This is a genomic window from Allomuricauda sp. MMSF_3307 (genome assembly GCF_030733585.1).
Taxonomy (GTDB): Bacteria; Bacteroidota; Bacteroidia; order Flavobacteriales; family Flavobacteriaceae; genus Flagellimonas.
The window spans coordinates 861,576-887,593 of the sequence record NZ_JASHIQ010000001.1 but is presented as its reverse complement, the minus strand read 5'-3'; the positions used below and the strand labels follow the sequence as shown (position 1 = coordinate 887,593).

General features: G+C 44.5%; 29 protein-coding genes and 1 tRNA gene. 14 read left to right on the top strand and 16 right to left on the bottom strand.

Going from position 1 to position 26,018, the window contains the following annotated elements; all coding sequences use genetic code 11:
- Positions 1–103: 103 nt before the first annotated feature.
- The 3 genes from RBB12_RS03985 (at position 104) to RBB12_RS03975 (ending at position 1,833) form a co-directional block, all read left to right on the top strand.
- On the top strand, positions 104–598 hold the full coding sequence (locus RBB12_RS03985) for a Dps family protein (protein ID WP_179383497.1): 495 nt from the start codon (positions 104–106) through the stop codon (positions 596–598).
- A gap of 53 nt (positions 599–651) precedes the next feature.
- Entirely contained in the window at positions 652–1,122 is a 471-nt protein-coding gene (locus tag RBB12_RS03980) for a hypothetical protein (protein WP_306012878.1), read from the top strand.
- Positions 1,123–1,230: 108 nt separating this feature from the next.
- Positions 1,231–1,833, top strand: coding sequence for a GNAT family N-acetyltransferase (locus RBB12_RS03975; RefSeq protein ID WP_306012877.1), 603 nt, complete (start codon positions 1,231–1,233; stop codon positions 1,831–1,833).
- Here the strand turns inward: RBB12_RS03975 and RBB12_RS03970 are convergent.
- Complete coding sequence (locus RBB12_RS03970) at positions 1,821–2,966, bottom strand: glycerate kinase (RefSeq protein ID WP_306012876.1); 1,146 nt, start codon at positions 2,964–2,966, stop codon at positions 1,821–1,823. The genes RBB12_RS03975 and RBB12_RS03970 overlap by 13 nt on opposite strands.
- A 123-nt stretch (positions 2,967–3,089) precedes the next feature.
- Between RBB12_RS03970 and RBB12_RS03965 the strand changes: the two genes are divergently transcribed.
- From RBB12_RS03965 to RBB12_RS03945, 5 genes are all read left to right on the top strand, one after another.
- The gene (locus tag RBB12_RS03965; protein WP_306012875.1) at positions 3,090–3,788 is read left to right on the top strand and encodes an SIMPL domain-containing protein; all 699 of its coding nucleotides are present in this window, start codon (positions 3,090–3,092) and stop codon (positions 3,786–3,788) included.
- 34 nt (positions 3,789–3,822) lie between these two features.
- Positions 3,823–4,314, top strand: a complete 492-nt coding sequence (locus RBB12_RS03960; protein ID WP_306012874.1) for a DUF6265 family protein — start codon at positions 3,823–3,825, stop codon at positions 4,312–4,314.
- Between the two features lie 62 nt (positions 4,315–4,376).
- On the top strand, positions 4,377–7,529 hold the full coding sequence (locus RBB12_RS03955) for a VPS10 domain-containing protein (RefSeq protein WP_306012873.1): 3,153 nt from the start codon (positions 4,377–4,379) through the stop codon (positions 7,527–7,529).
- Positions 7,529–8,101, top strand: a complete 573-nt coding sequence (locus RBB12_RS03950; protein WP_306012872.1) for a pentapeptide repeat-containing protein — start codon at positions 7,529–7,531, stop codon at positions 8,099–8,101. Before RBB12_RS03955 ends, RBB12_RS03950 begins: the two co-directional genes overlap by 1 nt.
- Before the next feature lie 9 nt (positions 8,102–8,110).
- A complete protein-coding gene (locus tag RBB12_RS03945; RefSeq protein ID WP_127140881.1) occupies positions 8,111–8,464 on the top strand; it encodes a hypothetical protein in 354 nt (117 codons plus the stop codon).
- Between the two features lies 1 nt (position 8,465).
- Here the strand turns inward: RBB12_RS03945 and RBB12_RS03940 are convergent, their stop codons facing one another.
- Positions 8,466–8,936, bottom strand: a complete 471-nt coding sequence (locus tag RBB12_RS03940) for a CBS domain-containing protein (protein ID WP_179383489.1) — start codon at positions 8,934–8,936, stop codon at positions 8,466–8,468.
- 122 nt (positions 8,937–9,058) lie between these two features.
- Between RBB12_RS03940 and RBB12_RS03935 the strand changes: the two genes are divergently transcribed.
- From RBB12_RS03935 to RBB12_RS03925, 3 genes are all read left to right on the top strand, one after another.
- Entirely contained in the window at positions 9,059–11,329 is a 2,271-nt protein-coding gene (locus RBB12_RS03935; RefSeq protein ID WP_306012871.1) for a M28 family peptidase, read from the top strand.
- On the top strand, positions 11,322–12,131 hold the full coding sequence (locus RBB12_RS03930; protein ID WP_306012870.1) for an SDR family oxidoreductase: 810 nt from the start codon (positions 11,322–11,324) through the stop codon (positions 12,129–12,131). The genes RBB12_RS03935 and RBB12_RS03930 overlap by 8 nt, the downstream gene beginning before the upstream one ends.
- A 68-nt stretch (positions 12,132–12,199) precedes the next feature.
- Positions 12,200–12,901 carry a hypothetical protein gene (locus RBB12_RS03925; RefSeq protein WP_179383486.1) on the top strand — a complete coding sequence of 234 codons (702 nt, stop codon included), beginning with the start codon at positions 12,200–12,202 and terminating at the stop codon, positions 12,899–12,901.
- A gap of 1 nt (position 12,902) precedes the next feature.
- On the opposite strand, the gene RBB12_RS03920 is transcribed toward RBB12_RS03925, so the two are convergent.
- The gene (locus RBB12_RS03920; protein ID WP_306012869.1) at positions 12,903–13,406 is read right to left on the bottom strand and encodes a nuclear transport factor 2 family protein; all 504 of its coding nucleotides are present in this window, start codon (positions 13,404–13,406) and stop codon (positions 12,903–12,905) included.
- Complete coding sequence (locus RBB12_RS03915) at positions 13,393–13,893, bottom strand: hypothetical protein (RefSeq protein ID WP_306012868.1); 501 nt, start codon at positions 13,891–13,893, stop codon at positions 13,393–13,395. Before RBB12_RS03915 ends, RBB12_RS03920 begins: the two co-directional genes overlap by 14 nt.
- Positions 13,894–13,957: 64 nt before the next feature.
- Between RBB12_RS03915 and RBB12_RS03910 the strand changes: the two genes are divergently transcribed.
- On the top strand, positions 13,958–14,902 hold the full coding sequence (locus tag RBB12_RS03910) for an NAD-dependent epimerase/dehydratase family protein (protein ID WP_293288394.1): 945 nt from the start codon (positions 13,958–13,960) through the stop codon (positions 14,900–14,902).
- A 4-nt stretch (positions 14,903–14,906) separates the two neighbouring features.
- On the opposite strand, the gene RBB12_RS03905 is transcribed toward RBB12_RS03910, so the two are convergent.
- The gene (locus RBB12_RS03905; protein ID WP_306012867.1) at positions 14,907–15,227 is read right to left on the bottom strand and encodes a hypothetical protein; all 321 of its coding nucleotides are present in this window, start codon (positions 15,225–15,227) and stop codon (positions 14,907–14,909) included.
- Between the two features lie 241 nt (positions 15,228–15,468).
- On the opposite strand from RBB12_RS03905, the gene RBB12_RS03900 reads away from it, so the two are divergent.
- Entirely contained in the window at positions 15,469–16,746 is a 1,278-nt protein-coding gene (locus RBB12_RS03900; RefSeq protein WP_306012866.1) for a DUF2157 domain-containing protein, read from the top strand.
- Positions 16,743–17,324, top strand: a complete 582-nt coding sequence (locus RBB12_RS03895) for a GDYXXLXY domain-containing protein (RefSeq protein WP_306012865.1) — start codon at positions 16,743–16,745, stop codon at positions 17,322–17,324. Before RBB12_RS03900 ends, RBB12_RS03895 begins: the two co-directional genes overlap by 4 nt.
- A 6-nt stretch (positions 17,325–17,330) precedes the next feature.
- Here RBB12_RS03895 and RBB12_RS03890 read toward each other — a convergent pair.
- The 11 genes from RBB12_RS03890 to RBB12_RS03840 all read right to left on the bottom strand — a co-directional run bounded on the left by RBB12_RS03890 (position 17,331) and on the right by RBB12_RS03840 (position 25,962).
- Positions 17,331–17,402, bottom strand: a tRNA-Arg gene (locus tag RBB12_RS03890).
- An 88-nt stretch (positions 17,403–17,490) separates the two neighbouring features.
- On the bottom strand, positions 17,491–17,895 hold the full coding sequence (locus tag RBB12_RS03885) for a response regulator (RefSeq protein ID WP_306012864.1): 405 nt from the start codon (positions 17,893–17,895) through the stop codon (positions 17,491–17,493).
- A gap of 102 nt (positions 17,896–17,997) precedes the next feature.
- Positions 17,998–18,411 (bottom strand): DUF6691 family protein, encoded by a 414-nt coding sequence (locus tag RBB12_RS03880; protein ID WP_306012863.1) that lies wholly within the window; start codon positions 18,409–18,411, stop codon positions 17,998–18,000.
- The gene (locus tag RBB12_RS03875) at positions 18,408–18,965 is read right to left on the bottom strand and encodes a YeeE/YedE family protein (RefSeq protein ID WP_306012862.1); all 558 of its coding nucleotides are present in this window, start codon (positions 18,963–18,965) and stop codon (positions 18,408–18,410) included. Before RBB12_RS03875 ends, RBB12_RS03880 begins: the two co-directional genes overlap by 4 nt.
- A 60-nt stretch (positions 18,966–19,025) precedes the next feature.
- The gene (locus RBB12_RS03870) at positions 19,026–19,229 is read right to left on the bottom strand and encodes a DUF2892 domain-containing protein (protein ID WP_179383476.1); all 204 of its coding nucleotides are present in this window, start codon (positions 19,227–19,229) and stop codon (positions 19,026–19,028) included.
- Between the two features lie 11 nt (positions 19,230–19,240).
- Positions 19,241–19,546 (bottom strand): hypothetical protein, encoded by a 306-nt coding sequence (locus RBB12_RS03865; RefSeq protein WP_306012861.1) that lies wholly within the window; start codon positions 19,544–19,546, stop codon positions 19,241–19,243.
- A gap of 104 nt (positions 19,547–19,650) precedes the next feature.
- Positions 19,651–22,845 (bottom strand): efflux RND transporter permease subunit, encoded by a 3,195-nt coding sequence (locus tag RBB12_RS03860; protein WP_306012860.1) that lies wholly within the window; start codon positions 22,843–22,845, stop codon positions 19,651–19,653.
- Positions 22,846–22,861: 16 nt separating this feature from the next.
- A complete protein-coding gene (locus tag RBB12_RS03855) occupies positions 22,862–23,950 on the bottom strand; it encodes an efflux RND transporter periplasmic adaptor subunit (RefSeq protein WP_306012859.1) in 1,089 nt (362 codons plus the stop codon).
- 6 nt (positions 23,951–23,956) lie between these two features.
- Positions 23,957–25,222 carry a TolC family protein gene (locus tag RBB12_RS03850; RefSeq protein ID WP_306026655.1) on the bottom strand — a complete coding sequence of 422 codons (1,266 nt, stop codon included), beginning with the start codon at positions 25,220–25,222 and terminating at the stop codon, positions 23,957–23,959.
- A gap of 214 nt (positions 25,223–25,436) precedes the next feature.
- On the bottom strand, positions 25,437–25,574 hold the full coding sequence (locus tag RBB12_RS03845; RefSeq protein WP_179383471.1) for a hypothetical protein: 138 nt from the start codon (positions 25,572–25,574) through the stop codon (positions 25,437–25,439).
- A gap of 181 nt (positions 25,575–25,755) precedes the next feature.
- Positions 25,756–25,962: a DUF2892 domain-containing protein gene (locus RBB12_RS03840; RefSeq protein WP_179383470.1), complete on the bottom strand. Its 207-nt coding sequence runs from the start codon at positions 25,960–25,962 to the stop codon at positions 25,756–25,758.
- Between the last annotated feature and the right edge of the window lie 56 nt (positions 25,963–26,018).

The following is a 26,018-nucleotide window of genomic DNA, read 5'->3' as shown; positions in this document are numbered from 1 at the left end:
TTTGGCATCCAAACACCAATAGCATCAAGAATTACATCATTCCCATCAATCCCAGCGTCACTCTTCCTGTACTTTAGTAGTGTATAAATCAAAAACCTATTATATGGAAACTATTAAAGCACAGAATAAGACATTTAAAAAATTAGGATTCACCTATTTGGAGACCGCGGAAATTGTAGTCAGCCTCAATACGCTGCTGGCCAATTATCAGGTATTTTACAATAAGCTAAGAAATTTTCACTGGAACATCGAAGGACCAGATTTCTTTGAACTCCATGAAGAATTTGAAAATGAATACAATACCGTAAAGGAAAATATTGACATCGTAGCGGAAAGAATCCGAGTGTTTGGCGTAAAAACCAACTTTACCATGAAGAAAACCATGGAGCTCTCCAAAATTGAGGAAAAAGATAAAAACTTCTCCGCTTTGGAAATGGTACGGGAAGTACTCAACGATTACGAAATTCTCCACGACAATATGTTGGACGCCGTAAATGCATCACTGGAGACCGGGGATGTTGTTACTGAAAACATGATGACAGAATTTATGACCGAGCTGGAGAAGAGGCACTGGATGTTCACTTCCTACCTCAAGTAAGAAACGAACATTTTTGCCGAAGAACTGATTTATTAATCACTAAAAACAAGACTATGAAAAAGATATTCACTATACTATCATTCGCGACCTTGACCGCATTTGCGGGATATGGCCAAAGCCAAAATTCCGGAGTCATGAAAGCAACTACGCAAATGAAGACCTTTACCGTTTCTGAAGACGGTGTAGAAAAGGAATACAGCGTAAAAGTGATGGAACGAAGGAAGTACGGTATGGAATTGAACAGTAAGGATAGAGGAATGGTCAATCAAGACAGAAAACTATCATCACCATTTGTTACCAAATTGGTAGCCATTGATAGCGATTCCGACCCGAACTACGACGATTATATGGTACTGAAATACAAGGGTACCGTAAACAATGATTTTGACGTAGTCCAGACCGAGAAAGGATTTGATATCAATGTAGACGATAAAACAATGCACTATGATGTATTGGAAAGCAATTACCTCGTAGATAAGAAGAGTAAGAACTTCTTTATCATTGAGGAATTTGAATCGAAATAGTTGATATAATTTCGTTTTTTGATTGATGAGAAGCCAGGGATTTTCCCTGGCTTTTTCTTTGTTCAAATCGCCGGATTAAGACTTATATTTGGACCTTAAATTCAACCTATGGACCCTTGGCTACGTCCCATACAACTGGAAGGTGAATCGGTAAAGCTCGTTCCGCTTCAGAAATCACAAAAAGTGGATCTGGTCTTCGCTGCATCCGACGGCAAGCTTTGGGAACTTTGGTACACCACAGTCCCATCTCCCAAGACCATGGACTCCTATCTGGACACGGCCTTGGCACAACAAGCCGAGGGCAACGCACTGCCCTTTGCCATCATCAACAAAAAAACCAATTCCATTGTGGGGAGCACCCGTTATTTGAATGTGGATGCAAAAAACAAACGATTGGAAATCGGCGCTACATGGTATGCCAAGAAAGTGCAGCGTACAGGCATCAACACCGAGTGCAAATACCTGTTGCTCAAATATGCCTTTGAAAATTTGAACTGCATTGCCGTGGAGTTCCGTACCCATTTTCACAATCACCCATCCCGAAACGCCATTTTGCGTTTAGGAGCCAAACAAGATGGCATTTTACGCAACCATCGGGTGGATGAACACGGCAATATGAGGGATACGGTAGTCTATTCCATTTTGAACAGTGAATGGAAAACGGTCAAAACTTCGTTGGAATTCAAAATGGGCAAAAGTTATTTGGGCTGACCTTTTCCAAGACACCATAAGTTGGCAAAATTATAACTGGCCAGTTCCAAGTTTTCAATGGTTTTGGCTTTGGCATCTTCCAAATTTCCTATTTGATTGAGAATGGAAACTGCATAATCCAACCCCATATCCTGCATCGCTTCAATTGAAATATCCACCGACCCACAAAATGCTGCAACTGGGATATCATATTTTTTGGCTGAGCGAACCACACCGTTGATGGTTTTTCCGGAAAGCGTTTGTCCATCCAACTGTCCCTCGCCCGTAATTACCCAATCCGCACCTTGCAAAACGGCATCAAACTGGGCGAGTTCCATGACCAAATCAACCCCAGAGGCCAGCTCTGCGTTCAAAAAAACCACAGCTCCTCCGCCAAGTCCACCGGCAGCTCCAGCGCCCGCGATTTGTTGTACATCAACCTCAAAGGTGGATTCTAGCACTTCCGCAAAACTTTCCAAACCTTGGTTCAAAACCATGATATCTTCTTCAGATGCTCCTTTTTGCGCTCCGTACACCTTGGCAGCACCGTTTTCTCCATAAAAAGGATTGTTCACATCGCAAGCCACTTGAATCTTGGCGTCTAACAACTTAGAATTCACTTGATTTTTTTGGATCTCCTTGACCTTTCCTAAATTTTTCCCGACGGGTTCCAGTTCATTTCCGTTGACATCCAAGAATACGTATCCAAGTGCCTTGGCCATACCCATACCGCCATCGTTGGTAGCACTGCCACCTATCCCCAGCACAATGTTCCTTGCTCCCTTTTCCAGAGCATCCAAAATGAGTTCACCCGTGCCATAAGAGGTGGTTTCCATACAGTTCATTTCCTGCTTTTGAAGCAACTTATAGCCAGATGCTTCGGACATTTCAATAAAAGCCGTCTGTTTATCCTCCGACAGCAAGTAATGCGAGTCAATGTTTCGAAAAAGCGGGTCCTTTACGGTTACGGTAACTTTTGATGCGTTCAAATAATCCGCCACCACATCAATGGTACCATCCCCACCGTCGGCCAAAGGCCGATGTATCAATTCCGCATTTGGAAAAACTTTTGTTAGGCCACGGGCAACGGTTTCACAAAATTCGCGTCCTGTAAGTGATCCTTTATATTTATCGGGTGCCAAAATAAATTTCATATCCACAATGTACTCAAGTTAATCGAGTTAAGCCAGATAATTTGAGCTGCTCGATTTAAAAATAGAACACGGCACAGGTTTTGAACATATGGGGGAAGTATTTACCTTTAATAAAACTACATCATGAAAAAAACAATCTTTTTTATAGCTACGGTGCTGTTCAGCGGTGCAATTTTTGCCCAGTCGAAAAACTTTTTGGATACACCCTATCTGGAGACCCAAGCACAGGTGGACACCATGGTCACTCCGGACAAGATCTATCTCAACATTTTTATCCAAGAAAAGGATACCAAAGGCAGGGTTTCCGTGGAAGAGCAGGAAAATCAAATGGCACAGCGCTTCAAGGCTATGGGAATTGACCTAGAGAAACAATTGGTGATCAAAGATGCGAGCAGCAACTTCAAAAAATATTTTTTACGGCAAAAAGAGGTGCTCAAAAGCAAGCAATATTCCCTATTGGTCTATTCGGGCAAGCAATTGGGCGAGGTGATGATGGCCTTGGAACAACTGGAAATTGCCAACACCAGCATCGAAAAAACGGAATATTCCAAAATGGACGAATTAGAATTGGAGCTCAAAACAAGGGCCGTAAAAAAAGCCATTCAAAAGGCCGAAGCACTTACGAAACCTTTAGGTCAAAAAGTAGGAGCGGCCATCCATATTGTGGACAATTCGCAATATTATCCAAGGTACAACCAAGCACCCATGATGGAAATGAAGGCCGTGTCTTCGGATATGGGCAGCGCACAACCATTGGACCTTGATTTTGAAAAAATTCGGGTAGAAACCAATGTCAACGTCAAATTTGCCTTGTCCAATTAACGGGCAGGGTCGTATCATTCGAGCCAAAACCTATATGAAAGCAACTGTCTTACTTTTTCTCTTTACTGTCGGATTTGTTTCTGCCCAAGAAACGCTACAATTGTCCGAAGGACACGTATCTCCCCCGGCCAACTTGTCGGATGTCGCTTGGATAGCAGGTCATTGGCAAGGAGAAGCCTTCGGCGGCACGGCGGAGGAAATTTGGAGTGCCCCTTTGGGCAATTCCATGATGTTTGTGTTCCGATTGGTAAACGATGGCATGGTTTCCTTCTACGAATCGGGCCATATCCAGCAATTGGACGATTCCCTCATACTTCAGCTCAAGCATTTTGATGGCAATCTGATGGGTTGGGAAGAACGGGACGAAACCATTGACTTTAGATTGGTAAAACTAGAGCCGAACAAAGTTTTCTTTGAAGGACTGACCATGGAAAAAATAAGCGACGACCAAATGAATGTTTGGGTGCTCATTGAAGAAAATGGAAGTTCGGAGGAAATCCTTTTTGCATACGAAAGGGTAAAGTGATTTGGTTTCACGGGAAACGGTTGAATTAGTATCTTTAACGGACTAACTAAACCAACACTCCTGTGAAATCAAAATCTTTACTTTTAGTTTGTGCCATGCTCATGGCATTCCATCCTGTGGATGCACAACGCAGAAACAAAAAATCTGATCAACCTTCCATTGGCGTTAACGACTCACTTTTTCCTGGATTAAAGTGGCGAAACATCGGTCCTTTCCGTGGCGGGCGTAGCGTTGCCTCCGCTGGGGTTGTAGGGCAGCCCCACACGTATTATATGGGGACTACTGGCGGTGGCATCTGGAAAACTACGGACGATGGCATTACCTGGAAAAATGTTTCCGACGGATTCCTGAAAACGGGGACCGTTGGTGATATCGCCGTTTCCGAAAGCAACCCTAATATCGTGGTCGTCGGCATGGGCGAGCATGCGGCCAGAGGCGTCATGACCTCGATGGGCGATGGTGTTTACAAATCCACCGATGCCGGGAAAACTTGGAAACACATAGGTCTGGACTTTACGCGCCATATCTCAGATGTCATCATCCACCCTACCAATCCTGATATTCTCTTCGTTGCTGCCCAGGGTGCTCAATACGGCCCTTCCGAAGATAGGGGCATCTATCGCTCCACCAATGGAGGAAAATCTTGGGAAAAAGTGCTGTACGTGAACACGATCACTGGAGCATCATCCTTGAGCATGAACATGAGCAACCCCCTTATTCTGTACGCAGCCATGTGGCAACACAAACGAACGCCATGGACCATTACCTCAGGAGGAGCCAATTCAGGGCTTTATAAATCTACCGATGGAGGAACCACTTGGGACAAAATGAAAAAAGGTCTTCCCAAAGAATTCGGTAAATCGGGCATTTCCGTATCCAGGGCAAATGCCGATGTAGTCTATGCCGTAATCGAGGCCGAAGGCGAAAAAGGTGGGGTTTATAAAAGTGTGGATGCTGGAAAAACATGGAAACAGACCAACAAAGATCGAATCAATATTGCACGATCTTGGTACTACATGGAAATCTTTGCCGATACCCAAGACGAAAATATCGTGTACGTTTTGAATGCACCTGTCACCAAGTCCATTGATGGCGGAAAGACCTTCACGCCCGTTCCAACGCCCCATGGCGATAACCATGACCTCTGGATTCATCCGAAGAACAATCAGATCATGATCAATTCCAACGATGGTGGCGCCAATGTATCCAACAACGGAGGAATTAGCTGGAGTTCACAACAAAATCAGCCCACGGCACAATTCTATCGGGTCATCACGGACAATCTAGTCCCCTACAATGTGTACGGAGGGCAGCAGGACAATACATCCGTAGCCATTGCCAGCCGTACTAGGGATGGTGGTATTGATTGGAAGGATTGGTATGCCGTTGCTGGCTGCGAAAGCGCCTATTTGGCCTTTGACCCAAACAATCCAGAAGTGATTTTTGGCGGATGCTATCAAGGAATCATAGAAAAATGGGTGAAAGCCTCCCGTGAAGCTAAACCTATCAAAGAATACCCAGAATTGGGTCTGGGAAACATTCCAAAGGACTTTAAGTTCCGTTACAATTGGAATGCGCCCATCATTAGTTCACCACACGACCGCAACACCATTTACCATGCCGGAAATGTGGTGTTCCGAACCACCGATGGCGGTTACAGTTGGGATGTGATCAGTCCAGACCTGACCAGAAACGAAATTGAGAAACAAGGACCGGGAAGTGGTCCATACACCAATGAAGCGGCTGGTGGGGAAAACTACAACACCATCATGTACTTGGTGGAGTCTCCCCATGAACAAGGAGTGCTTTATGCAGGTACTGACGATGGATTGGTCCACATCACCAAAAATGGAGGCCAGAGTTGGGAAAATATCACCCCTCCCAATACCAAGGAAGGAATCATCAACAGTATTGAGGTATCTCCGCACGATCCAGCTACGGCCTACATCACCTTAATGCGCTACAAGTTCATGGATTTGGACACCTATATCTATAAAACATCGGATTACGGACAAACGTGGACCAAAATCACCGATGGTATTGATGGCGAACATACTTTTGCCCGCGTAGTACGTGAGGATAAAAAGCAAAAAGGACTGTTGTATGCCGGTACCGAAACCGGACTATATGTTTCTTTGGATGATGGGCAACATTGGCAACCCTTGCAATTGAATTTGCCCGTGGTCCCCATCAACGATTTGATTATTCAGGATAATGATTTGGTAGCGGCTACGGCTGGAAGGTCATTCTGGATTTTGGATGATTTGGGCGCAATTCAGCATAGCATGAGCAAGGCGAATTCGCTTCAAATGGTAACTCCGAAACCATCCTACCGAATTTTTAATGGCAGTTCCGATGAATTTGTACCGGGATTGGGACAAAATCCAAAATCCGGCGTCACTTTCGATTATTATTTACCGAAAAAATTGGATTCCACCGAACTGAAGCTAGAGGTACTTTCTGGTGGAAAGGTGATACGAACCTTCACCAACCAAGCGCCAAAAGATTTCAAAAGTTGGGCAGGCGGACCCTCCAAACCGAAGGTGCTGCCTTCGGCCAAGGGATACAATCGGTTTACTTGGGATTTTTACCGCGAACCCTCCCCTGCCATTAAGAATGTGTTTGGGTTTGATGGATATGGAAGTTCCCGTGTGGCACCCGGCACCTACACCCTTCGGCTAACCATGGGCAACGAGACCGTGGAAACAAAGGCAGCGATATTACCAGATCCTTTGATCGAGGCTACAGCTGCCGATTATGCGGAACAGCAATCCTACTTGACCCGAATCGATGAAACCTTGGTAAACATGCACAAGGCCGTGAACCAAATGCGCACGGCCAAAAGCCAACTTAACACCTATAAGAAATTGCTCAAGGACAATGAAAAGGCCAAAGAGCTATTGGAGAAAGGAGATGCATTACTGGAACGCATCAATACTTGGGAAGAGAACCTCATCCAGCCCAAGCAAAAAACCTTTCAGGATGTAGTGAACTTTAGCAGTAAACTCAATGCCGATTTCATGCATTTGAGAGGGTTTATCGATGTGGCCGAACCCAAGGTCACCGAAGGTGCAAAAGAGCTTTTCCGGGATAATATGGCCGAATGGAAGACTTTTGAAAATGAAAAGAACGCCATTGTGGGCACGGGCATGAAAGAATACAACGACATGTTCAAAGCATTGGATATTCCCGCCATTATTTTAACAGAAGAATAATGGCCGAAACCTTTTGGAACGATCAGGAGTTCACAAAACAGGATTACACCCAGCAAAAATTGCCCAAGGGCGATTATGAAAATTGCCGTTTTGTGGACTGCCTGTTCTCCGAGGGGTACTTGGACAACCAGAATTTTATTGATTGCACATTTGTGGGTTGCGACCTCACCAACGCCAACATTGCCCATACCACTTTTAACGAAGTCACCTTTACCGACTGTAAAATGGTAGGGGTCCAGTTTGAAACTTGTAACCCGCTATTGTTATCGCTCCATTTTATAGGTTGTAATCTGTCCGTAGCGTCTTTTCATGGTATGGACTTGCCACGTACCCTATTTGAAGATTGTAAGATGCATCAAACCGATTTTACGGAGACCCAACTGAAGGAGGGAAAATTTCCCAATTGTGATTTTGAAAATGCCATCTTTGACCAGACCAATCTAGAACGGGCTGATTTTACCAGCGCCCTTAACTTTAACATCGACCCCTCCATCAATCAACTCAAGAAAACGCGGTTCAGCAAAGAAGGATTGATCGGTTTATTAAAAAAGTATGATATTGTGGTTACCTAATCTTATCCTATGTCCGAAAGAAAATGCTTGGTCTGTGGAGAAAAGCTACTGGGCCGTATCGACCAAAAATACTGTTCCGACCATTGCAGAAATGCCTACAACAACCTGCTCAACCGTGACAGTAAAAATTTGGTGCGCAACATCAACAACAAACTCCGTAAAAATTATCGAATACTGGACAGTTTTCCGTTAAAGGATGGCAAAACCAAGACCACCAAGATGCGCCTGTTGGACAAAGGCTTCGATTTTGAGTACATCACCAACCTTTATACCACCAAAAAGGGCAGCACGTATTATTTCGTGTACGACCTTGGCTATTTGCCGCTCGACAACGATTATTATATGATTGTAAAAAGGGAATAGGTTATTTCCAGCTTTGTCCGCTTAATTTGAGTGCGGCCACTACGATATCCTTTCGGCTGATCTGACCCACCAAAATACCGTTTTTCATGACGGGCAATCGACGCCGGTTGTGGCGATCAAAAACACCCGCAGCATCAAAAATGGACATATCGTGAGGAATGGTCTCTACATTTTTGGTCATAAAACGCTCTACGCTCTTATCCAAAATAGGTTGGTTAAAATAGCGGCTCTCCGAAATCTGCTTCATACAATCGGCTTCGGAAACAATCCCCACCAAAAAACCATTGTTGTCCAACACAGGCCCACCAGAGATATGGTGCTTGGCAAAAATCTCCATTACTTCCAATATGGACTGGTCTGGAGAAAAGGTGATCAATTTTTTGGTCATGTAGTCCTCCACCAAAATTGGGGCATTGTACTTTTTCTTGGATTCCTCCTTAGAACGCACGCCTTGAAAACTCTTGATTGCCATAGGGTTAGATTTTAAAGTTGAATATTAAATATAGCCTTTTTTAACGAATATCCTAATTTTGGTCATCTAAATATGAGAACCTTTTAGAATTTCATACATTTAATGATGAACAATCCTAAGCCATGAAATTTTCCCGAACCCTTGCCCTTTTGCTGCTTTTCCTTGCCGTTTATTGGAGTTTTGTTTCCCTGATGCCCTCCTACAAACCGGATAAGGATGATGCAGCCACCAACTTTTCCGTTGACAGGGCGCTTGGCCACGTGGAACAATTATCCAAAGTGCCCCATGCCGTCGGCTTTCCCGGTCATGAAGACGCAAAAAAGTACATTATTTCGGAGCTGAAGAAAATGGGACTGGAGACCTTGGTCCAAGAGGGCTACACAGCAGGCGATTGGGGCAATCTGAGCAAGGCCAGCAATATCTTGGCCCGAATCGAGGGTAGCGAAGAGGGCAAAGCACTTCTTCTACTATCGCATTACGACAGTAGTCCGCACTCCTCTTATGGTGCAAGTGATGCAGGAAGTGGTGTCGCCACCATTTTGGAGGGAGTACGTGCTTTTTTGAGCGAAAATAGAGTCCCAAAAAACGATATTATCATCCTAATCAGCGATGCAGAGGAATTGGGGCTGAACGGTGCTGACCTCTTTGTAAATAATCATCCTTGGGTCAAGGACGTTGGGCTAGTCCTAAATTTTGAGGCACGGGGCAGTGGCGGACCCAGTTACATGCTTATCGAAACCAACCGGGGCAACGGAAACTTGATAAAAGAGTTCAAAAAAGCCAATCCGAAGTATCCCGTGGCCAATTCTTTGGTGTACAGTATTTACAAAATGTTGCCCAACGATACCGACCTTACGGTGTTTCGCGAAGATGCGGACATTGAAGGCTTCAATTTTGCCTTTATCGATGACCATTTTGATTATCACACCGCATTGGACAACTATGAACGATTAGATAGAAACACACTGGCCCATCAAGGAAGCTATCTAATGCCGCTCCTCACCTATTTCAGCGATGCCGATTTGGGCAGCCTAAAAAGTCTGAATGACGAAGTGTATTACAATCTGCCCTTCTACAAATTGGTTTCCTATCCGTTTGAATGGATATGGCCTATGTTCTTTTTTGGGGTGCTTGCCTTTGCAATGCTCTTGTTCTGGGGCTTCAAAAAGAAGCAATTGGAATTCAAGCCGATTTTGAAAGGCTTTCTACCCCTACTCATCTCCTTATTGGTAAATGGACTGGCCGGTTATTTTTGCTGGTCCATAATCACTTGGTGGTACCCAGGCTTTAAGGATATGCTGCACGGCTTCACTTATAATGGTTACACTTATATTGCGGTATTTGTATCCTTTGCGCTGTTCGTTTGCTTTTATACCTATCATAAATTCCGAAGAATCAGCACACCCAATCTTTTGATAGCCCCTAGTTTTTTATGGCTGGTCATTTGTGCATTGGTGGCGCATTATTTGAAAGGTGCCAGCTTTTTCATCATCCCTTTGTATGGATTGTTGGCCGGACTGTTGGTGACCATCAACCAAAAGGAACCCAATCCGTTCCTGATGGTCTTCTTGGCCCTGCCTGCCGTATTGATCTATTCGCCCTTCATCAAAATGTTTCCCGTTGGACTTGGACTCAAGATGATGATTGCGGCAACGGTACTCACCACACTGCTTTTTGTATTGATTCTCCCTTTTTTCGGGCAGTTAAAAAGCAAGGGTAGACTGGCTTACCTTTTCCTTTTTCTGTTTTTTGCCCTTGGGATTACCAGTCATGTGCAGTCCGACTTTAATGAGGAACGTCCGAAACCTAGCAGTTTGCTCTATGTGTACGATGCAGACAAACAATCCACCCTATGGGCCACCTACGACCATGTATTGATGGATTGGAACGGACAATTTTTAGGAGATGATAAGAGAAATCCTACCGCAGAGACCATTTCGAGCAAGTACCGGACCAGCCTGAATTATGTGGCCGATGCGCCCAAGAAGAATATTCCCGTCCCATACATTGACACCGTTTTGGACACCATTATCGGGGATAAAAGACATATTGAGGTTTGCATTACCCCAAAACGGAACGTGAACCGATTGGAGGTATTCACCAATCCGGTAGCCATTAGCGCTGCCAAGGTGAACCGCATTCCATTATCATCCTACTACTTGGAAAACCGAAGAAGTAGGTTGTTGACACATTATATATCCAACAACGATTTTACAGAACTACAACTGGAGTTTCCAAAGGATTCTGTGTTGGAACTCACGCTGTACGAAGCCTCCAACGATTTGCTGACTCATCCGGATTTCAGTATTCCTGAACGACCTAAAAACAGTATCCCTATGCCTTTTGTGTTGAACGACGCCATTTTGACCATAAAAACCGTTCGATTTGAATAAAAAAATAGGCATATTGGGATGTGGTTGGCTGGGTTTTCCCTTGGCCCAGCGATTGGTGGCCGAAGGATATACCGTTAAAGGAACTACTACCTCAGCTTCCAAAATGCAACATTTGCAAGATGAAGGCATCACCCCATTTCAAATTAGTTTGTCAGAAAATGGGATTCAAGGTCCCATCAACCAATTTTTGGAAGGACTGGAAACGCTGATCATCAACGTTCCGCCAGGATTGCGAAGCAACCCCTCCGAAAGCTATGTTCGTAAAATGGAGCATCTGCTCGAAGCTATTACAACGAGTGATGTCTCCCATGTGCTATTCGTGAGCAGTACCTCGGTGTATGGAAATGCCGACGGTGAGCTAACGGAAGATGCTCCCTTGATGCCAAATACCGAATCTGGAAGGCAATTGGTAGCATGTGAAAACCTTTTCCGAAACAGCAAGACATTCACTGTGACCATCATCCGGTTTGGCGGACTCATCGGACCCGACCGCAATCCTGTTACCATGCTATCGGGCAGGGAAGGACTGACCAACGGCCACCACCCCATCAACCTCATTCATTTGGAAGATTGCATCCATATGATATGGACCATTCTCAACCATTCTTACTGGGGTGAAACCTTCAACGGAGTGTATCCCCATCATCCCGAAAAACAAATCTATTATTTTGAGGAAGCACAAAAAAGGGGGCTTCCCGCACCTTCCTATCAAAGGGAACCGTCATCCAATAGTGGCAAACTTGTTCGGAGCACAAATTTCCTCAACAAGGGCCATAGCTTTACCACATCGGTAGTTTCTTAGCCTTATTGAATTCTTAACAGCTTGGTTTGGATTATTTTGTTAGTTTTGGCGCACTAAATTGAAGATCAATGAAAAAGACCGTACTCTTACTGCTCCTATTTGTGGGCTTTAGTGGTATTTCCCAAACCAACAATGCCCTTGTGGAACACTACAAGGCCTACTACCAAGAAATGCGATTGCAAGGCGATGTCGTCGGTGTTATCGGCGCACTGACCCACTTGAATGTTTTAGACCCTTCCCAAGGGCGCAGGGACACCTTGGCCTTTGTTTATATGAACAATGGACAGCACATGCAGGCCCTGAACACTATTGGTGTGGAAAAGAATGCAGATGATTCCGATTTGGCCGTACAGATCAAGGCTTTTTCATTAAAAGCCCTGAACCAGCCCAAAAGAGCCTTGGAACACTTTGAAGAGCTATACAAAAGAGAGGCTTCTCCATATATCGCTTATGAAATGGCCGACCTTAAAATACAAACCGGCGATATGCCCGGGGCGATTTCCAATATTGAATACGGTATTGCCAATGCCACAGACGAAATGACCTATGCTTTTTACGAGCGGCAACAACCCTACGAGGTTCCTTTAAAGGCCGCTTTTTATCATTTGAAAGGTTTGGCAGATTTTAATATGGATAAAGAAAATATTGATGGAGCCATTGTTTCCATTGATGAAGCCCTGAAAATTGCTCCAAACTTTAACTTGGCCAGCCTGAGCAAACAGGCCTTGGAATCCCGTAAAAAACAAGCTGCCGAAGGAGGCGAAAAATAGGTTATTGCTTATTTTTTAAATCTTGGAGCAAAGCATTGTCCTTTTCTTCCTTGATCTGGACAAGTTCGTCCACGAATTCGTTGGGCACTGCAATTGAAAGTACATAATGGGCAATTTTCCATTGCCCATTTACTTTTTTGAGCACGCCGGACCCCCTACAAATCTTCATTTGGGTGTCCAATAGCTCATCGAACCAAGCAAATTCCCTTGATTCGTCTACATAAATATTGCGCTCCACAGCGGTAAAGCTCCATGCTTTGCCCCTATCAAAATAGGGCTTGGAAAAGGCCCGGAACTCATCATTTTGCCAATTTTCCATTGCATCCGTGCCCAAAAACACCCCGTCCTCGGTCATTCTCCCAAAGTAGGACTCAAAATCAGCGTTGGCCGCATCCTTATGCCAACCGTCCAGAACATTGTTGATGGCCTCTTTTTCATTTTGTTGTGCAAACATCGTGATGGAACCCATCAAAAGGGCAATAAATAAATAGTTAAGCTTCTTCATCTAAAATCAGTTTTTTGTCCAATTGGCTGTTCATGATTAAATTCAACTGTCTGCGCATGGCGTTATAGGCTTCCAGCACTTTAACGGTTGATTCGGTGGTCGGTTGATTGTCGAGTATACTGGCCTTGGTCTTGTACAAAAAGGTACGCATGACCATTTGACGGCTCTTTAACTGAAACGAATCGAAAGGCTCGGGATAGGTTCCTTCGGCCAATTTTTTCTCCTTTTCGATAAGATCGTCGATAGCGAGGGCCAAATCTTCATTGTTGGTGGCCTTGTAGAGCACATCGACGCTTGCATTCAAATTCTTGAACTCTTGCCATTGCTCCACGATCGCACTTGCCTCTGGATTTATGGTTGCCCTATCCGGCATTTTTTGGTAGTTGAATTCCAGTGCCGTAGTATCCACTTCGGGAGCGGCTTTTTCGGACTTTTTGCATGCCCCTAACGAGACCAGCAAAATCAATATGCCTAATAATTTTCGCATAGGCGAATGTACAAATTTTAATAAAGGGTATCTTTGCCATCAAACTAAATTAACTTCAATTTTAATGCACAAACCCGTTTTGATTATTGGCGCATGCGGCCAGATAGGAACCGAACTGACCTTTGAACTACGAAACAAGTACGGAGCTGAGAATGTAATTGCCAGCGACATTCGTGAGGGCAGTGATGCCTTGATGCAGTCGGGTCCATTTGAACTATTGGATGCCACTAACTACGCCGCCATTGAAGATGTGGTGATGCATTACGAGATTGATGAGGTCTATTTAATGGCTGCCATGTTGAGCGCAACGGCGGAAAAATTCCCCATGCGCGCCTGGAACCTGAACATGAACTCCCTTTTCAATGTCCTGAATCTGGCCAAGGAGAAAAAGATTTCCAAAGTGTTCTGGCCCTCAAGTATTGCCGTTTTTGGGCCCAACACCCCAAAACAATACACGCCGCAAAATACCATCATGGAACCCAGCACCGTTTACGGAATCAGCAAACAGTCCGGTGAACGTTGGTGCGAATATTACCATAAAAAATATGGGGTCGATGTAAGAAGCATCCGTTACCCCGGTTTGATCAGTTGGAAGACCATGCCGGGCGGAGGGACTACCGACTATGCGGTTGAAATCTACCACGAAGCCCTTAAAAAAGGTTCGTATGAATGTTTTTTAACCAGCGATACCGAGCTTCCGATGATGTATATGGACGATGCCATTAGGGCAACGATAAGCCTTATGGAAAGTCCTTCGGAGAACATAAAGGTGCGGTCTTCATACAATTTGGCTGGCATGAATTTTACTCCGGCCCAAATGGCACAGAGCATCACCAAGCATATTCCCGATTTTAAAATCAGTTATGCTCCCGATTTCAGACAAGATATCGCAGACTCCTGGCCCAGCAGCATAGACGATTCATTGGCCAAGGAGCAATGGGGATGGCAGCCCAAGTTCAATTTGGACCAAACTACCAAGGAAATGCTCGAAAATTTAAAAAAGAAGTAAAGCGTTATTCTTCCTCTCCTTCATCGGAATCCGAAAACTCTTCGTCTTCATCTTCTGGTATCTTTTCAAAAGGTTCTGAATCGAAATTGTCATCGTCATCCTCGTCGAAATCCGCCATCGTACGTTCGAGCTTGGAGCTTATCTTCACCAGATACTTGGTATCCTCCGTAGATACTTCAACGGCTTCAATGTATTCCCCCTTTAGGTTTTTGAAGTGGATGACATCGTCGTCCCCATAACCGTCAGGGTATTTTTCCACCAAAAGCTTGAGCACTTCCGATGTCAGTTTTTTATAGTCTACAATTACGCGTTTGAGGTTATCCATGTTTATGGGATTGATTTGTACCGTGGCTAAATTTAGAATAAAAGTGATTACAAGTAGAAATTATAAAAAAAATCTTGGGTTGTCAAAATTGGGGCGATTTTATCGACCAAAGATCAAGCCAAGCTTAAGCTATCATTATGGGGCAATGAAGTGAACCTTGCACTTTGATGAATACATATTCGGCAAAGGATATTTGATTATTATGTATCTTACCTATCCCAAACCAATAAAGGACAGGACCATGAGCCTACAAAATGACCTGCCAGAGCTTGTGAAGGCCGGAGTGATTTCTGAAGACACCGCTGCGGATATTGCTTCATACTATCAAGGCAAACAAACATCTCCCGCGAACAAACTTTTTGTGGTTTTTGGCATTTTGGGAGCCATTTTGGTGGGTTTGGGCATCATACTCATCATTGCCCATAATTGGGACGACCTTTCACGCAGCCTGAAAACGGTCTTTGCATTCCTACCGCTAGTTATTGGACAAGCATTATGCGCATTTGCCTTTTTAAAAAAACGGGGCAATGTGGCATGGAGGGAAAGCAGCTCGGTTTTCCTCTTTTTTGCAGTGGGTGCCAGCATTGCTTTGGTGAGCCAGATTTACAATATTCCCGGAGATCTGGGCAGTTACCTGTTAACATGGATGCTTTTGACCCTGCCCTTGATCTATGTGATGCAATCGCCCATGACCTCCCTGCTTTGCCTAGTGGGAATCACCTACTACGCCTGTGAAATCAGTTATTGGGGATTCCCAACGTCAAATTCCTATCCGTACTGGGCCATGTTGGCCGCTATGGTTCCCTTCTATTACCAGCTGTTTCGAAAGAATCCCTCAAGCAATTTTGTTCGCTTCCATAACTGGCTGGTTCCCCTGTCCCTCGTTACGGTTTTGGGAACCTTATCGGCTACCTTGGACGAGTTCATGTTTATAGCGTACATATCCCTTTTTGGCTTCTTTTTTCTTTTGGGAACGGGGGCGTGGATGCCTCAAGAAAATACCAAAAACGGCTATACCATACTAGGCAGTTTGGGCACCATAATTTTACTGTTGTTTCTGAGTTTTAATGAATTCTGGGAACATCTGTTCAAAAAGGAACTGCAGCTTACGGAAATCTTCGCTTCACAAGAATTTGCCTTGATTGTGCTGCTAACCTTGGCGGCATCCGTACTGCTATACCGAACCATCCAACAGAAGGGAATCCGAAACCTATCCCTTTTCTCTGTAGTTTTTTTGGTATTTATTCCGATTTTTTTCATTGGAACAGTATCTACCATAGCCGTGGTTTTGGTAAATGTGTTGGTATTCCTGCTTGGGGTCTTTACCATTCGGGAAGGGTCACGAAAAAACCATTTGGGCCTGCTTAATTATGGCTTGCTCATCATTACAGCCTTAATTATTTGTCGGTTCTTTGATACCGACCTGAGTTTTGTGGCAAGAGGGCTATTGTTCGTTGGGGTTGGCGCTGGGTTCTTCTTCGCCAATTATTGGATGATTCAAAAACGAAAAGAAAAATGATCGGCAAGAACACCCAAATTATAGCTTTTGTAATATTGGCTTTGGCGCAACTAGTGATTCCCGCCAACATGATCTGGCAGCAAGAACGGCTATTGGAAAAGGGAACCGAGTTCAAGTTCAAGACCGCTCCTGTAGACCCGAACGACCCCTTTCGGGGAAAATACATCACACTGAGCTACGATGCGGCTTCATTCGACGTAGGCAATGAAATGGACTGGGAGCATGGGCAATCCGTTTACGTTGAGCTGACCACGGACCAAAAAGGATTTGCCAAAATAGCATCGATAGCCCATAGGGCACCTGATCATACCGAAGCATACGTTGAGGGCTCCATCCTGTTCGTAACCCGTAATGGCAGTAACCGAGTTACCATTGGCTATCCTTTTGATCGTTTTTATATGGAGGAATCCAAGGCCCAACCTGCGGAAGTGACCTATCAAACCGCACAAAGGGACACCACAAAGACCACTTACGCACTGGTCCGTGTAAAAAACGGAAAAGCAATACTAAAGGACGTCCTGATTGATAGTGTTCCTATAAAAGAACTGGTTGGAAAGGAACTAATGGGTAACTATTGAAGAAAGTAGCCCCGGCAAGAATCGAACTTGCATCTAAAGTTTAGGAAACTTCTATTCTATCCATTGAACTACGGGGCCATTCCATAAAATGGACTGCAAAAATAGGGTTTTTGACCCATCTTATGCAACCCTTTTCTGCTATTTATACGTGGGTTTTGGAACTACCCTAAGACTTTTTTGCTTCTTCTTCCTTCAGGATTTTTTCCAAATAGGATCGGGACAACGGCTTGTCCACATAACCCGAAATCATCCCGTTTTTTTTGGCAATTGCCCTATCCGAAGCATTGGTAAATGCCGAAAGTACATAAACACTGGGGAGTTTGTGTTCTTTAAACAGATTCTTCAGGTTTTCCAAAAAATCCCATCCGTTCATCCCGTCCATCACCAAATCCAAAAAGATGATATCGGGCAATCTATCGTGCTCCTCGATATATCCGAAGCAAGCTTGTATTCCTTCCTCCCCACTGGAGCAGGTCACGATATCAAAATTGCCGTGGGATTGCTGTATGCAGTACCGGGTCGCGAACTGCGACACCAAGTCATCGTCTATAATAAACGTCGTGAGTTTCATGTAGGGTCTATTACGTAAGTTTGGGACATCCAAAGCTATAGGCAAGCCCTCAATAAACCATCCATTTTCGTTGTGTGGACAAAATATACCGTCAATCCACGCTTAATGGGGCAATCTGGCCCTCATCAGGCCATACACAAAGGCACCTAAAATAGCCCCGAACAGTACGATGACGATGGGCCAATAGCCCGCTCCCACCAAAATGTAAATGGGTCCAGGACAGGCTCCCGCGAGGGCCCAACCCAATCCGAACAACGTACCTCCCAAAATATATCGAGCAAACGATTTTTCCTTGTCGGGTATTTGGATGATTTCCCCTGAAAATGATTTGATCTTGGATTTTTTGATCCAAAAGACCAAAACCACACCAACTGCTAAAGCAGAACCGATGATACCGTACATATGAAAGGAATCAAACTGGAACATTTCATAAATCCGAAACCACGAGGCCGCTTCTGACTTATATAGGACAATTCCCAAAAAGGTTCCCAACAAAATATAAACTATATTCTTCATACCGTAAAAATTAAAGGAAACAGTAGGTGTACCATGATCAGTCCACCGATAAAAAAGCCAATGACGGCAATCAAAGAAGGTCGCTGCAGATTACTCAATCCTGAAATGGCATGGCCAGAGGTGCACCCCCCTGCGTAGCGGGTTCCAAAACCTACCAGAAAACCGGCCACCACAAGAATAAACCAAACGTTGGGATTCGCTAGGGCTTCCATGCTAAAAAGTTCGGTGGGCAAATAGGCTTCCCCAGCACTTTCAAAACCAAGATTTTGGAGTTTGGTTACAGTTTGTTCCGATATATCCACAGCAGGATTGGGAGAAAGCCAATGGGCTCCCAAAAATCCACCAATAACGGAACCGAGGACGACCAAGAGATTCCAACGTTTGGATTTGGTATCTACTTTAAAATAATCCGAGAATTTTCCAGCTCCGCCCATGGAGCAAAATGTCTCCAAGTTGGAGGACATTCCAAATTTTTTGCCCATAAGTATAAGCAGCGCCATGATGATGGCGATAAGTGGGCCCGCTACATACCAAGGCCAAGGTTGATAAAGCATTTTCGTGAGGTTTTAGACAAAGGTCACGAAAATGCTTTAAATAAAAAACAATATAAAGGCCTAGCTACAGTTGTTGGTCGAGTCGGAGACCCCGAATTTCTTCAGGATATCTTCCAACAAACACCACTTGGTCAACGAGGATTGCAACAGGTTGGCCCCCACAAACGCGGTAAACCACAACCAGTTGATGTTGACATATACGGCCAAAATAAGGCTGATGAGCACAAAACTGCCCGCTACACCCCTAACGATTCTATTTCTCATTATTTGATTTTTTAAACGGTTCTGTCAATAGGTATTTCCACCGCCCTTATTGGGTTGGTGGTCTCACTTTCGGTATTGAATTGTTTGATCAATCCAAACAATTCGGTTACCTTCTCTTCTTCGGTAAAAGAGAAGAACATATTGGATGCTGCGCCGCCCTTTTCGCTAGGGAACCAGCTGCTGGTGTACATCAATCGTGCTGCACTTTTGTATCCGTCAATATCGGACTCGCTGAAACTCTCTACGCCGGCCTTTTTGAACAATTTAAAGACCTCGCTCTTATATTCCTCAACTGTGGTAACAATGATCATTTTCATGTGCTTACTTTTATTGTTTTTCAATGGTCACATGTAACCTTTGACGACTAAAAAAATCACTGACCTGTTTGTCAAAATATGCTGCTAGTCGTTTCGGTTTCATTTTAGTTGTAATTTTTACGTTCAATCATATAATACACCAATGGCACCACCAAAAGCGTCAACACCGTCGATACTATGGTTCCTCCCATCAATGAAATGGCCAATCCTTGGAAAATAGGGTCGAACAATATCACAAAAGCTCCAATGACAACCGTTCCAGCCGTTAACAGAATAGGGGTGGTACGCACGGCGCCAGCTTCGATAACAGCTTGCTTAAGGGGAACCCCTTCGTCCAATCTTAGATTGACAAAGTCGATAAGCAATACCGAGTTCCGTACCATGATTCCTGCCAAGGCAATCATCCCGATAAAGGAGGTTGCGGTAAAAAAGGCTCCCAACATCCAATGTCCTAGTACGATTCCAATTAAGGAAAGGGGTATGGCCACCATCATCACCATAGGTGCCTTAAAGTTTTGGAACCAACCTACGATCAGCATGTAGATAATCACAATGACGCCCAAAAAGGCAATCCCCAAATCACGGAACACCTCTAAGGTCACCTGCCACTCGCCATCCCATTTCACGGTATAGTCATCCTCAAATTGAGGTTGTTCCATGTAGAGTTCGTTAATGGAATAGCCTTCGGGCAGCTCCAATTGGTTCAATTTGTCCGTCATTCCCAAAATTGCATATACCGGACTTTCCAATTGCCCTGCCATATCGGACATTACGTATACCACTCTTTTTTGATTTTTTCTGTAGATGCTCTTCGCTTTGACACCTTCCTTCACCTGAACCAAGTCGCCAACGGAAACCATATTTCCCTGCTGGGATGCTATCTTCATTTGCTTGATTTCCTCCAAACTGGATTTATCCTTCTCGCTTATGGACAAGACTATCCCGATTTGATCAAAGGCATCTTCACGGTAAATGTGGGATACCGGTTGTTCGCGAAAAGCCATGGCCATCACCTGAACAATTTGTTGTGGAGTGATACCGTAGAGCATCGCTTTTTCCTTGTCAATCACAAAATCGTACTCCACCTGATCATCCTCGACCATCCAATCTACATCCACTACGTCGGTAGTGTTGTTCAAGATGCCCTTTACCTTATCGGCCAATACAATTTGCTTTTCATAATCCGGACCGTACACCTCGGCTACAATGGTGGAAAGTACAGGAGGTCCTGGTGGTACCTCCACAATCTTTATGTTGGCCTGGTATTTCTTACCCAATTCCTGAATCTTGGGCCTAAGTAATTTGGCGATATCGTGACTTTGTGCACTTCTATCGTGCTTATCCACCAGATTCACCTGAATATCGGCCATATTGCTACCTCCACGAAGATCATAGTGCCTCACCAATCCATTGAAGGTTATCGGTGCGGAGGTGCCCACATAACTTTGGTAATTGACCACTTCGGGTCGGGTGGACAAATAAGCTCCGATTTCCTTGGTTACTGCAGCCGTTCTTTCCAAGGTAGTGCCCTCGGGAAGGTCTATCACCACCTGAAACTCGTTCTTATTATCAAAAGGCAACATTTTCACCGCTACGGATTTGGTAAAGAACATGGCAACAGAGGCCAATAATAACACTACGGTGATACCCAAGAACAACCATCTCTTCTTGCCGCTCTCGATCAAAGGTCTTTCAAATCGCTCGTAAGCTTTATAAATAAAGGTGTCCTGGATTTCGACAGGTTCCTTTTCCTTTTTCTTCTTTTTGTCCTTCTCCCTTAGGAAGATGTACCCCAAATACGGAGTTATGGTCAATGCCACGAACAAGGATAACAACATGGCTATCGAGGCCCCGATGGGCATGGGCGACATGTAGGGGCCCATCAATCCAGATACAAAGGCCATGGGCAATACCGATGCAATTACTGTAAATGTGGCCAGAATGGTAGGGTTACCTACTTCGTTAATGGCGTAAATCGCAGCATCCTTGAAGGGCAATCGTTTCATTTTAAAGTGGCGGTGCATGTTCTCCGCTATAATGATGGAGTCATCCACCACAATACCCGTTACAAAAACCAAAGCAAACAGCGTGATTCGGTTCAACGTATAATCGAGCATATAATAGCTCAACAAAGTCAAGGCGAAGGTAATGGGCACGGAAAGGAACACGACCAATCCACCTCGCCACCCCATGGCCAACATCACCACAAAGGTGACGGCAATGATGGCACCGATCAAGTGCATTAATAGCTCAGATACTTTTTGGGATGCGGTTTCGCCATAGTTACGGGTGACCTCCACCTTTACTTCGTCAGGGATCAAGGTAGTTTTTAGGTGATCCACTTTTTCCAAGACCACATCGGCAATCTTCATGGCATCAGCCCCTTTACGTTTGGCAATGGAAATGGTTACCGCTGGATATTCCGATTTAAATTCTTCTGACTTTTCACTAGCGGCCCCAAATCCAAGGGAAACATAGTTTTTGGGCAGCTCGGGACCATCCAAAACAGTGGCTACCTGCTTCAAATAGATGGGCTGACCTTGTTTGGTGCCCACAATCAGGTTTTCCAGATCTTCTTTTGTTTCCAAAAAGTTTCCCGTGCTGATGTGGAACTCGGTATCGTTGGAAAGGAAGTTACCAGAATCCATCTGTTGGTTATTGGCTTGGATCATTTGGGCAACGGCCAACATATCTAAGCCTGATTCTGCCATTTTATCCTTATCCACCACCACACGAAGCTGGGGACTACGCCCTCCTATCTTTTTGGTGATCGAAACACCATTTACTTTTTCGATTTCATTTATGAGCTCGCCCGAAATCTGTCTCAACTGAAAATCATCGTAGGTATCACTCCAAAGTGTTAAGGCCAACATGGGCACATCGTCAATGGCACGGGTTTTTACCAAAGGCATGGTAACCCCTTCGGGCATTTGGTCCATGTGCTTGTTGATCTCGTCGTACAAACGTACCAACGACCTTTCGATATCTTCCCCTACATAAAACTGTACAATGGCCATCCCCTGCTCTTGCATGGAGGTGGTGTACACATACTCTACGCCTTTGATGTTCGATATAATTTTTTCGAGAGGTTTGGTTATCCTGGATTCCACCTCGGTTGGGCTGGCCCCTGGATACCCCACGAAGATATCCGCCATGGGCACATCAATCTGGGGTTCCTCTTCCCTTGGGATAAGGAAGGAACTGTACACCCCGATGACCATAAACACAATCATGAGGAGCACCGTTAGCTTGGAGCTAATAAACCCTTTGGCTATTTTACCTGCAAGTCCGTCTTTCATTGTTAGCTTTTTTGGGTTATTGAATGCTTACTTTAACTCCGTTGTAGAGTTTTCCTTCGGCCGAAACGATGTACTGATCTCCTGCGGATAGACCGGACAACACTTGCACCTCATCACCATAGGTGTCGCCCAATCGCAACCATCGCAATAAGGCCACATTATCCTGTCCGAGTGTATACACCCCGGTCAATTGTCCCTTATGCACCAAGGCTTTGGACGGAACGGTAACAACTGTTTTACCATTGCTCCCCTCGCTAGCCTCCAGCCTAACGGTGGCAAACATACCTGACAAAATCTTGGCGTCTGTTTTGTCCAATAAAACCTTCATTACATATTGCCCACCCGTATGTTGTGCAGATGCACTCAACTCGGAAACCTTTCCTGTAATCGTGGTATCCAAGGCCTTTATCAGAATGTGGGCTTTGGTACCAACTTCAATTTTCGAGATATTGTTTTCGGCCACTTTGGCCTCCACTTCAAACCCACCGGGGGATTCCACGGAAACCAGCGGAACACCCGGATTGGCCATATCACCCTCATCGATGTAGGTATTGGTCACCACTCCACTGAAAGGCGCACGAATGTTGGCGTAAGCAAACTGGGAGTTTACCTCATTTTTCATTTGATTGGCTGCTTCCAATCTGGCCTTGGCCATTTCATAGCGCGCGGTCATATCATCCAGCTCTTTTTGGGAAGCGCTGTTTTCCTTAAAAAGATTTTGGAACCTTTCATAATCTTTCTTGGCATTGTTAAAAGCCACCTGTGCTTCCGTAATGGAGGCTTCCACCTGTGCTTTTTTAGCCCGTAGGTCCACGTTGTTAATGGAGACCAGTACATCTCCCTTGTTTACTTTCTGACCTATTTTTACAGGAATGGATTCCACATGACCCATCATTCGGGTACTTAGGGTGGCGCTGTTCACGGCCGTAATCTGACCACTTCCGGCCAAAATGGTGGAGCTATCGTCCATAGCCACTTCGGCAACGGTTACCGGTACTGCTTCGGAATTGTCGACCGACTGTTTTTCATCGCTTCCACAGCCTACCAGAAAAAGGCCAAAGGATGCGGTTAGCAGTAAACTTTTATATATCGTAGTGTTTTTCATCTTGAATTATTCTTTGGTTAAAAATGTCAATAAGTATTGTGCTTGATTATATTCAAAAATGGTTTGATAGTACGCCAATTGCTTTTCGGCAAAGGTGGCTTCGGCCATCAATAAATCGGTTGTTTTTTCGAGTCCTTCCTTGAATCTGTTGGTGCGTATCCGCAGTGCTTCTTCGGATTGCTCCATAGCCAATTTTGAGGTCTGGAGACGGCTCTCGGCATCTTCGACCATCCGTTTGGTGCGTTGAAGCTCCATAGTACTTTTGGCAACGTACTGTTCGTATTCCTGTTTCGCCTTTTCATAGCTAGTTTTGCTCTTTCCTGCTTTGGCAAATCGTTGGGATCCCTTAAACACATCCCAGCTCAAACTTGCCCCAATAATGTATCCTTTGGCATCGGCTTGAAAAATTTGATCATCGTACATTTCGTAACTGGCAAAAGCGTTCAGTCGCGGTAGAAAGGTCATGTTGTCCGCCTTCATGTTGGCCTTGTAGGCTTCCGACACCAAATCCATAGCTTTCACATCTGCCCTGTTTTCCAGAGAGCCTTCCAAGGTTTCTCCTAGCCTGTCCGGTACCAGTTCTTCGGATGGTTCGTAAACCACGGTTCCTTCTTCGTTCATCAAAAATGCTAGATAATCCGACGCATTTTGCACGTTGCTCTTGGCTGTTTTCAATTGGTCGGCAACCTCGGTGACCCTGACTTTTACCTCCAACAAATCCGATTTTTGAAGTAAGCCTTGATCATAGCTGTTCTGAGCCATGTTCAAGTTGGCATTGGCAGCTTCAAAAGCTTTTTCCATAACCGCTACGGCTCTGTGGGCCAATTGTAATTGCCCAAAGGCCTTCCTAGCTTCAAAGTCTAAATAATCCCGAGTTCTGATGGCTTGGAGTTCTTTGGCTTGCATCGTGGTCTTTGCCGCTTTGCGCTGGTAAAAGCCATCCAGATTGATCAAGGGTTGTTCCACCGAAACTATGGTGGCGTAGTTTTCTACCTGATCGGGGTCGTTTAAAAGCACAGGGTTAAAATCTGCTTGCGTCAATATGGCTTGGTTGAGTTTGGAACCAAAGGCCATCAAAGGGTTGGTAGTCGCCAATCCAGTGTGCGATACAGCAATCTGTGGTAAAAAGATGGAATTGGAAAACCTATAATCGTATTTGGCCATTTGGGCTTCCTGCTCAGAAACCTTTATGCTGCTGTTGGACTCCTGTACCTTGGCCAATACGTCTTCCAGAGAAATATTGATATGGTCCTGAGCGAGTGTCAGCTGCATAAAACCGAATGCAATAATACATGTGAATATATGCCTCATTGTTTTTTTATTTTGAGGCAAAATTAGAGTGGCAACACCGCTTTCACAGTAACATTAGTTACCTTGGCTTATATATAAAATTAGGAGGCACAATGGCCTCCCTATTTCTTTTACTATCAGAAGAATAACTGGTTCAAACCCATTTAATAATGGGTTTGGACAAACATGGACACCCTTAGGACGGTTTGTTTTTGTCGCTGTTCATCAGGGCAAAAACTGCAATTACCAGAACTACGACCACCAGTGCGAACACACCTATCATCCAAATGCCGTTTTCCCAGGATACCAGTGGAATATTGATTAACGATTTCACGATGTATTGGTTTTAAGTTTGGTTCAAATGTACAGGCTTCGTTCTTTTGATAATATGATAATTCTCATAATTGCCACACCTAGGCTTACCTTTTTGAGAATTAATGAATGTACCGCAGTCTGTTTACTAAAAAAGCCGCCCTTTTTAGGAGCGGCTTCTTTTATCAACCAACCAAAAAAACCTAGTTCTTGACCTTGCACGTATTAATCCCAAACAGGGTATACAACGGGCAAAAACTAATAAAGCTTGTTAATACGAATATGGCCGCCAACGCTAATAGCACATAGGCCAATGTTCCTGTTATCACATTAAAGTAATACAACGCCCCTACACCTAGTGCAAGGAGAATCCGGATTGTACGGTCTGCACCGCCCATGTTTTTTTTCATAATGGATAGTTTAATATTAGTACCATACAAATTACCAAAAATTGGCTCAGCTTGCA